Annotated in this window: 4 protein-coding genes; all 4 read right to left on the reverse strand. The window is 63.3% G+C overall.

Annotation, left to right across the window (positions count from 1 at the left end; translation table 11 throughout):
• Positions 1-624, reverse strand: a 624-nt coding sequence (locus tag BI292_RS06115) for an SCO family protein (protein ID WP_101207310.1), incomplete at its 3' end; no start/stop codon positions are given.
• The gene (locus BI292_RS06120) at positions 621-1,292 is read right to left on the reverse strand and encodes an SCO family protein (RefSeq protein ID WP_101207314.1); all 672 of its coding nucleotides are present in this window, start codon (positions 1,290-1,292) and stop codon (positions 621-623) included. The genes BI292_RS06120 and BI292_RS06115, both read right to left, overlap by 4 nt.
• 13 nt (positions 1,293-1,305) lie before the next feature.
• Positions 1,306-3,258: a YncE family protein gene (locus BI292_RS06125; protein ID WP_101207311.1), complete on the reverse strand. Its 1,953-nt coding sequence runs from the start codon at positions 3,256-3,258 to the stop codon at positions 1,306-1,308.
• Between the two features lie 145 nt (positions 3,259-3,403).
• A complete protein-coding gene (mnxG, locus tag BI292_RS06130) occupies positions 3,404-9,250 on the reverse strand; it encodes a manganese-oxidizing multicopper oxidase MnxG (protein ID WP_101207312.1) in 5,847 nt (1,948 codons plus the stop codon).
• Positions 9,251-9,836: the final 586 nt, after the last annotated feature.

Raw genomic sequence — 9,836 nt, forward strand, 5'->3', positions numbered from 1 at the left:
CAGCAACTGCAAGCGCTGGGCAATCGCGGCGGCGGGCGCGTCGGGGCGGATTTTGCTCCAGCGCTTGTTGGCCACGTCACCGACGATCAGTTGCGTGGAATGCTGTTCGGGCGTCGGCACGATCTGGCCAATGCGGCTCAATACCAGATCCATTTGTGCCTTGTCGCCAGTGAGAAAAAGCCAGTGGGGCCCATCGACGCCCTGCTTCAAGGTGTAAGCCTTGAGCACCGCCGGGGTGTCCCGCAGCGGATCACTGGTAAGGGAGATAAAGGTGATGCCATCGGCCTTGTCGCCCAGCACTTCGCGCACTTCCTTGAGCTTGCGGGTGATCAGCGGGCAGGCATCGTTGCAACTGGTGAAAATCACGTTCAGCAGCACGATGCGGTTCTGCAAGGCATCGCTGTAGAAGCGCAGGGAGTTGCCGTTCTGGTCGAGCAACGGCGTGTCGGTAAACCAGGTTTTCGCATCGCGGGTGCCGGTTGCCGGTGCTGCGGCTGCGACGTTGGCTGCGGGGGCCGCAGCAGTCGCTGCCGGCGCCTGTGGCTGGTGCCCTTCGTGGGAAAACGCGAGAAAGCTGACCATGCAAAAGCACATCGTCAGGAAGATCAAAACGAGCGCTTTCATGGCTGATGCTCCATGGCAATGGCGGTGTGTTTGGCGTGGGCGTTGCGCTCGCCGCTGAGTTTTTCCACTTCACGGGTCAACACTGTCGGGTCGGTGAAACCGTAATAACGCGTCCAGTGACGGCTGTTGCCATCGCCGACCATGATCAGCGGCGCATGGCTTTTGAAGTCGCCACTGAAGGTGCCGAGGCCCTTGAGCGTGGCGTTGACCGACTGCGGCGTGCCGGTCAGCCAGCTCCAGCCCGGACCGTTCTGGAAGCTGCGCGCGTACTCGTTCAGGCGTTTGGCGTCGTCGCGCTGCGGGTCGATGCTGATCGACACCAGTTGCACCTCTTTGCCGACCCGTGCGCCGAGCTGTTTTTGCACCTTGCCCATGATCGACGAGACCACCGGGCACACCGTGGTGCAACTGGTGTAGATGAAGCTCATGACGACAATTTTGTCGCTGACCAAGTCCTTTTCCAGGCGTACCGATTGGCCATGCTGGTCAACCAGCGCGACGTCGGCGAATTTGACCTGGGCGCTTTCCTGACTCTTCGCCGCTACCGCCGCGTTATGCCCGGCGTGTTCGTCAGCCGAGTGCGCCTGCGCATGGCCGATGCCGACGACCAGCAGGCATAGAGTTACGAGCGATCGCGTCAACAGTCCGTAATGGGCAAATCGATTCATGGCGGTTTCCTCTTCAGTGAGCATCGCCGGGCAATACCCGAACGCTGGCAAAGGTCTTGTCATCGAAACTCGCGCCCAGCGACGCCGCGCGCACATGCAGGTACCAGGCGCCGCTCTGGCCGAGGGTCACCGGGGCTTCGTACACGCCGTTGCCGACGTCCAGCGCAGGCACTTCGCGAGCCCGTGAACTCGGCGCGCGGAAGTAGCGCACGTGCACATCCTTGACGCCGCTGCGTTGCGCATTCTGTTTGCCCTGGACGATGCGAAAGCGCACCACGTAAGGGTTGCCCAACGTCGCCGTAGAAGTGTCGAGCATGAATTCGACTTTCGGCACACCGGGCAACTGAGCGAGGTTTTTGTCCGGCTCCACCAAAGTGCTGAAGCAGTGAATGATGTTCGGCTGATTGAGCAGAAACGCGACATCGAAACGCCCCGCCGCCGGCAGTTTGATCCGCGCGCTGTAGAGGCCCGGCTCGACTTCGCGCAGGCTGCGGTCGATGACCATGGCCGCGCGCGCCACTTGCCCGCGATTGGGGTAACCGGACATCGGCGCGTTCATGCCTTCGGCGTAGAAATAGGTGGTGTTGTCCACCGGGTTGACCACGAACACCGCGTTGTCGTCACGCGACACCGCCAGGCTCGACGCCAGCGGCAGATCGCCGGCCTGCCGTGGCGCTTGCGGCCCGGCTTCGAACGCCTGGTTGATCGGCGCGCGACCTTCGCCGAGCGACGCCAGATTGATCATTGTCACTTTCGCTGACGCCAGGCCGCGCACGTAGGCGTAGGCCTTGGTGAACACCACTTGGTAGGGCTCGGCTGAGACATCAATGCTGTGGATCAGCGCGTTGTTCGCCGCGTCGATCACTTCGGCGCGGCTCTCCAAAGTATTGAGCACCACGCCGAAACGGCCGTCGGCGCTGAACCCCATCGGGCCGAGGCCCTGGCTCAGTTTGATCACCCGGCGCACCGTGAGGCTGTTGGTGTCGACCACGGTGACGCTGCCGTCCTTGCCGTCGGCGACGTACACCGCTTGCGAAAGCGCCGAGTAAGCAACGGACAACGGGTGCGAGCCGGTTTTCAGTTGTTGGCTGATGGTCAGGCTGGCGATGTCGATGATGCTCAGGGTGCCGTCGTCGCGGTTGGTGACGAAGGCGTGGCGGCTGTCCTTGCTGAAGGCGATTTCGTGATGACCGGCGCCGGTGGCGATGTGTTTCAGGGTTTTCAGGCTGCGGCTGTCGATCACGCTGACGCCCGATTCTTCAGCGGTTTTAGCGTTGTTGCCGACCCACAGCAGGCGCTCGTCGGGTTGCAAGGCGAGGCGCACCGGGTTGCTGCCGGCGGCGACCGAGTCGAGCAGTTTGAATTGCTCGCTGTCGATCACCGCGACTTCGCCGGCCAGCGGCATCGAGACAAACACGCGTTTGTTGTCCTTGGGCGTGACCCAATCCATCGGCGGTTGCTTGAGTTCGATCCGCGCCATGGTGCTGGTGATGCCGCCGACCGAGACCGACGGGTCGACCACCGAGACGCTGGCGTCGCGGCTCATCACCAGCAGGTAATAGCTGTTGAGATCCAGCAAGGGCCGCGCGCCGATGCTTGATTTGAGGAACACCCCGACCCGCGATTTGCAGCTTTGCTCACGGCCCTGGGCCTGATCGGCGGCGACGGTTTCCGGGTCGACCCAGGCGCCGGGGTTGACCCCCGCCAGCGGCTGTCCGGAATTGCTGTCGGTGACGCGGAACTGCACGTCGGCAAACGCGCCTTCACGCAGCACGCCGTCCGCGGCCAGCGCTTGCACCTTGAATTGCACCGCTACGCCGTCGCGCTGCAGCATTTGATTGCTCCAGGCGTCGGGCACCGCGACCTCGCTGAGCAACGTCGCCGGCGCCGTGCGCCAAACACCCAGCCACATCAGCGCCACCCCGACCACCAGCGCACACCCGGCCAATTTGATAGTCCTGTTCATCCCGCGTCTCCCCTCAGATGTGTGCCTTGCGCTGACCCTGTAGGAGCGAGGCTCGCCCGCGAAGGCGTCAGCCGCGACACCCTCAAAACCCACGTCGTGCCCTTCGCGGGCGAGCCTCGCTCCTACAACAGCGGTGAGCCGTTGCCTATGGCGCAGGCGCAGGCGCCGGTTCGGGTTCGTTGGTCACCCGCAGTAAACCCCAGAGCCCGGCGGTGTTGCCGAACGAGGCGTTGTCGCGGAACAGGTAATCACCCGGTATCGCATTGATGCCCCCGGCGCTCGGGTGCATCGAGCTGAAATGCGCCGCTGGCAACAGGCTTTCGCGGGCGCCGATGTACATCGACATCGGGTTGTAGCCGAACCGCACCGAACCGACCCCCGGCGTGCCCATCGGGTAACCACCGGTGTCGCTCTTCTCCGACAGGTACGGGTTGACCGACCACAGGTGACCGTCGAGCTGGAAGGTCGAACCACGGCTGCCACCGGACGGCATCAGCGTGTGCAGGCGGAACGGTTGCCCCGGTTTCGCGTACAGCACTGGCGTCTGCGGATCGCCACCGACCAGCGCATTGCTGTAAGCCATGTGCGCGTTCGGCACGTCGCCATAACCATGACCGTCAGCGCGACCGAACGGAGCGTCCGGCGCCAGGCCGAAACGGAACCACATCGGTTCAGCCTTGTAGTTGATGGCCATGCTCGCGTTGTCCTTCGGATCGTTCGGCACGCCGTTGCCTTCCGAGGCGATGCCTTCCACCGGCCGGCCATTGGCCCAACGCATGTTCAGGGCTTTCTGCCAGACCAGCGCAAAGTCGCGGTAGCTGGTCTGCCCCGCCGCCGTCACCGTTGCCGAGACTTTGCGGATGTCATCGACCCACGTGGCGCCGATCGGCAGGATGCTCATCGCCCCACCGAGGCCTTTCTGCGGCTGCTTGATCACGTCGGCCGGGGTGAAATTCAACCCGCCGAATTCCACCGCCGTGGCGTTGATGTTGTCGACGCTGCGGCCCAGTTGGGTGATCGGTTTGCCTTCGCGCTCCAGGTGCCCGGCGTAGTACTGGTAAGTACGGGTCGGGTACGCGCCAGTGCTGCCGACTCTTGGCGGCACAGTCTGGATCGGGTTGGCGCCGACGTTGGTGCCGTCGGATTTAGTGATGTCGTACGCCAGCAATTGCGCGTGCAGACCGACATGGCTGGACGGCCGCAGCAGGTTGTTGTTGAAGGTGGTCGAGCCTTGGCCATCGTTGCGATCACGTTTGGCCAGGCCTTGCATGATCGCGGTCTGCGCCAGGTCCGGCATCACGCTCGGCAGGCGGTTTTCCAAGGTGATGTTGATGCAGTCACCCGCCGCCGCACGCAGCACCAGCGGCTCTACCGGAACGCCGGGTTTGAGCTTGCCGGTAACCGTGTCGAGGTCGGATTTGCGCACATACATGATCGCAGTCGGATCATGCAGCGGCCCGCTTTGACCACCGATGGTGAAGGTTTCGCCGTCCTCCGGATCAGTCACCGTGACCTGCGGAATACTCACCGTCCGCGAGTTGAACACCAGGGTGCCGCCCGCCGGATTCAGCGGCCCGCCGACATGTTGGCCGATGCCCGCCGAGTCACCAATCGACAGCCCCAGAGGATTGCTCAGGATGTCGTTGGCCAGCGCCGCCACCACCTCGTAGTTGCGTTGCACAGTGGGCCGCGTGCCGATGCCGTTGGGGTTGGCGCTGATCCGTGGGCAGCTGCCATCGAACGCCACGGTGTTGCGCATGCCGGCCGGTTTCGGGTTGTTCGGCAGCGCGAACAGGTCGGCGCGTTGCGCGGTGTAGTTGCGCATCACGCCCCAGATACCGTTCCAGTAACCCTCGATTGAAGCGTCCATCGAGTACAGATAATCACCCGTGGTCGCCGCCGAACTGGAGAGCATCGAAACCGGGGCGATGAAGCCCATCTGCTCGGAGATCCCGACCATTTGCGAGGCGCGCCAGCCGGAGTTGGAGCTGTTGCCGTAGCCGGAGCCACTTTGCAGCCATTTCACTCCGTGCAAAGTCACGTTGTGCTCTTCTTCGTGACCACCGGCGTGCACCCGCAGCCGCACGTTGTCGCCGGTGTAAGTGCGCAGCATCGGCGTGAACGGATCGCCTGGTTCGGCGCCGCCACGGTTGACGTGCGGCGGGAACAGCGTGGTACCGCCAGTCGGGCCGGTGGCTGCGGTGATCAGGTTCGGCGCCAGGTTCATCGCTGGAATCGCCCGGTCGGTACGGCTTTGCATGGCATACGCGAGGTCGCCGCCGAGGCCGTCAGCCTGCATGCCGCGCTTGCCATCCGGGCCGACCTTGTTCGGGTCGTACACGCGCAGGGCCAGCGGTTCGTTGCGGTAATTGACCACGAACATGCCTGGGTCATCGACCGAGATCGCCTGTGGGCATGGCCGGGTCGGGCAGCCCGGCATGATCCCGCCGCGCACTTCGACCACCGCTTCAAGCAAGGTGCTGGTGTTGTCACGCACCGGCGGGTTGATCGCGTAGCGGAAGCTGTCGGCGGTCGCCGGGAACGCTTGTGGATTGGGCACGCCATTCGGCCCGGCGCCGACGTACACACCTGCTTCATAGGCGTGCTGGAAGTCGCTGTATTCGAGGAAGAACTCACGGAAGCTGTCGTTCTTGCCGTCGCCATCAAGGTCACCGGTGGAAATCACCGCTTGCCACGAAGTCGGCCCGCCGTCCTGCCGCGCGCCGCTGTACAACGGCTCGCCGGTTTCGGCGTGGAACCAGGTCGAACCGGCCGGTTCAGCCAGCACGGTGGCGTACAGACCAATTTGCTGATGGGTCGATGGGCCTAAGTGGTCGTGAGTGAAAATGGTCCCCAAACCACGGTCGACACCTTTGGCGTTGACCACCGGATCGACAAACCAGCGCTGCATCGCCGTGCGCGCACCGAGCCAGTCGGCGCGGCCGTATTGGCCGAAGAACGGATGCGCCTTGGCTTTCGGACAGGCCGGCGTGCCGTCGCGCGGATCGGTGCCTGCGCACTGGTTGAACTCGCGAATCGCATGGATACGTTCGACCACGGCGCCGGGGGAAAGCACGCCGTCTTCATAGTTCCAGCCGTTGGACGAACCATCGGCGGACACCAGGTCCCATTTCGGCAGGTGAATATGCTGGCCGATCACGTCGGTCGGCGTGCGCACCTGGTAATCGTCCATCTCATAGGTGGCCGGCACCAGGTTGGTTTGCTGGTATTGCACGCAGTCGAAGGTGTTCATGCGCATCACCAGCGGTTCTGGCGGACGCTGTTTGTTGATCACCGGCCAGGCGTCTTCCCACAGCGCCAGAATGCGCGCCTGCGGGAAGTGATAACCGACCTTGTTGTACACCGCGTCAAACTGGATATTCGCCGCTTTGTAAACACGCGGACGGTCGGCGGTGAACGTCGAGGAACCGGTGAAGGACATGCCGTCCACTCGCTCACCGCTGTTGAACTCACCGATGCCGGCGCTGGCGGTCAGGCGTTTTTGCCGATCGTCCATGCACGGTTCGTAAAACGGCGCGCCGGCAATCGGCAAGGCGCCGTTGGTGCGGAAGGCCTTGGCGACGATCTGGTTACCGGGCAGCAAGGCATAGCTCGGATGGTCTTTTTTCGCATGGAACGCCATCGCCGCTTGTTCGACTTCAGTGCCTTCTTCCGGCAGATACAGCGGTTTGGCGCGGGTCACTTCCTTGGAGAAATCCAGCGACGTGGTGATGGTATTGGCCTGCCCGCCGGCAGATACGCCGTCGAGCGAATGCCGGCCCAGTCCGCCGTTCCAGCCACCGGATTGCGCTGGGTCGAGGTTGGCCCACAAAGCATTGCCGCTGGTTTTGAGTGCCTGCGCCGTGGCGGCGTCGAGCATGTCCAGTGGCGGAGTTGGCGGACGTTGGCCGACCGAGGTTTCCATGCCGCCGATCCAGAACGGATAACCGGGGTTTTTCAGGCTGCCGTCGGCATTGCGGTTGGCTTCGCTGCGGTCCACCAGGGCCAGCGAGCCAATGGCTTGTGACGCGCCGGCCTGATGCTCGCTGTCGTCATCATCGTCATCGTCGTCATTTTCGGCGACCAGGGTTTCGCCGATTCTCGGCACGATTGCGACTTTGCCCGGCATTGGCGCCATGGCTTTGCCCGGCAGCGGCACGATGGCCGGAATCGGCGTACCGGCGACGATTTCACCGTCCGGCAAGGCGCGTGCACCGGCAGCCGGTTTACCGCTGCGCAGGGCAAACGGTTCGTTGTGGAAACCGTCGGCGCCTTGCTGCGAAACCTCAAGTTTGGTGCCTTCCTCGAACACGTCGTGCACCCGCCACATGGCCCACATGCCTTGGGCAAAGTGCGGGTAGAAGTGGCAGTGGTAAATCGCATCGCCAGCGACGCGGTTGCGGTTGCCCGAACCACCGTTGGCGATTTCATAGGTATAGCCGGCGCCCGGACCGATGCCCTGAGCGTCGAGGTAATCGGTGTTGTCGTCATTGGGGTTGAACAGCCATTGGTGGCCGTGCAAGTGGAAGATGTGGTGTTCGTATCCGTTGTGGGTGTTGCGGAATTTGACGAAGTCGCCGATGTAGCTGTGGTTGACGTTGGACGGCTCCGACGGGTACAGCGCCATGGTCGCTTTGACCCCGATCTGATCGGCACGCGGGGTTTCACCGGGACGAATGTTTTCCAGACCGACGTTGGCCGGCACGTCGACCAGCATCGCGACGTCGCCGACGGTGTGCGAGCTGAGGAAGAATTCTTCGTAGGCACACGACAGGCAATCGTGCATCGGCCCAACGCCCAAGCGGTTGGCCAACACCTCGGCGCCCATGCCGCCAGCGCCGTAGTTGATCATGAACGAGTCGCGAGTCGGCTCCAGCACGTGAGCCATCACCGGGTCGGCGAAGTACGCCGGGAAGGCCTGGGTCACGGCGGTTTCGTCCTGGAATTGCGCGGCGAAATCGCGGAACGGTTCCAGCCGATTAGGCAGCGCCGGATTGCGTTTGCCCATCGATTCCAGCGGATAGGTCGAGGCCGGGAAACTGCCATCGGCGTTGCTGCCCATGACAATCGCATCGCTTTCGCTGGAGATGATTTCGCTGCCATCGACCATGTTGATGATCGGTGTACCCGCCTTGCCTTCACGCACCCACGGCTCGCGCTGCGGGTAACGCGCCTGATAATCGACGATTGGTTGGCCGGTCGGCGTGCGGCCGCTGCTGGCCAGGCGCATTTCTTCTTCGGTGAGGGTGTTGCGGTAGGTGCGGCCGCCCTTCGGCACCACCACCACTTGGGCAAACAGGCCATTGGCGTTGTTGCCTGCGGCACCTTCGCCGCCGAACGTTGCGCCGCGACTGCTGACATCGAACGCGCCTTCGCGCTCGGCGTACAAGGTGTACGAGCGAGTCGCGCCGGGGGCGATCAGGGTGTTGGCATTGCGCCCGGTGTAGGAGGCAATGTCATCGATGCTGTTGACCGCTTGCAGACCGTTGACCTGGAAACCGATGTGACGGTCGGCCACTTGCTCATCGACCTTGAAATCCTCTGCGTTGCCGTTGCCGCCGCCCTCGTTTTCGTTCTCGACTTCACCCTCTTCTTCACCCTCGTCGTCATCGTCGAAGTGTTTGTTCGGGTTGGCCTGATACGCCAGCAGGTTCTGCAGGTTGATGGTCAGGCAGTCACCGGCGGCGACACGCAGCACCAGTGGCCGGGGGCGCTTGTCGGGACGCAGCGAGACTTTGCCCGGCACCGCCGAACCGCCCTGGGCCAGCGAACGGTCATGGTCATCGACCACGTCGCGGCGCAAGGCGAACATCATGCCGTTGGCATTCTGCGCGCCGAGGCGGTTGAACATCAGCGGCTGATCGAACGCCACGACGTTGGCCACCAAATTGCGCTCGCAACGCGCCGCCGCCTCGGCCAGTTCGATGCCGAGCACCGCCCCCAGCAACAGCAGCATTTTGAACAAGGACGAAGCTTGGAATGTGCCGCTCATGATCACGGGCCTCGCTGAGGGTGCTCACAGGAATAATTCTCGACAAAAGCGCTGAAGCAATCCGCATGCCATAAATAATTGTTTTATTTTTCAATGCGTTGAAACATTCAGTTAATCAACCGGGGCAAATAACCCACCCCCATTCCCCATTTCGCCGCCACTTTTGGCGTTGTCGCCCGGCATGGCGCTGGGCATGCCGCACGCCTGTAGCAGCTGCCGAGCTTTAGCGAGGCTGCGTCCGGCGGCGCAGCCGTCGCAAACGCTGTGCACGCAATCTTCCAGATTCACCGCGTTGGCCGATCTCGCGACGGCTGCGCCGCCGAACGCAGCCTCGCCGGGGCTTGGCAGCTGCTACACGGGTTTGGCGCTGTCGCTGGACTTGTCGCACGACCTGTAGCAGCTGCCGAGCTATAGCGAGGCTGCGTCCGGCGGCGCAGCGGTCGCAAACGCTGTGCACGCAATCTTCCAGATTCACCGCGTTAACCGATCTCGCGACGGCTGCGCCGCCGAACGCAGCCTCGCCGGAGCTTGGCAGCTGCTACACGGGTTTTGGCGCTGTCGCTGGACTTGTCGCACGGCCTGTAGC

The sequence above is a fragment of the Pseudomonas sp. 43NM1 genome, from assembly GCF_002836905.1.
Taxonomy (GTDB): Bacteria; Pseudomonadota; Gammaproteobacteria; order Pseudomonadales; family Pseudomonadaceae; genus Aquipseudomonas; species Aquipseudomonas prosekii.

What these genes read in the sequence shown, in the direction of transcription:
- BI292_RS06120 (WP_101207314.1), bottom strand. Translation starts at nt 1,292, where the DNA reads ATGAATCGATTTGCCCATTACGGACTGTTGACGCGATCGCTCGTAACT.
- BI292_RS06125 (WP_101207311.1), bottom strand. Translation starts at nt 3,258, where the DNA reads ATGAACAGGACTATCAAATTGGCCGGGTGTGCGCTGGTGGTCGGGGTG.
- mnxG (WP_101207312.1), bottom strand. Translation starts at nt 9,250, where the DNA reads ATGAGCGGCACATTCCAAGCTTCGTCCTTGTTCAAAATGCTGCTGTTG.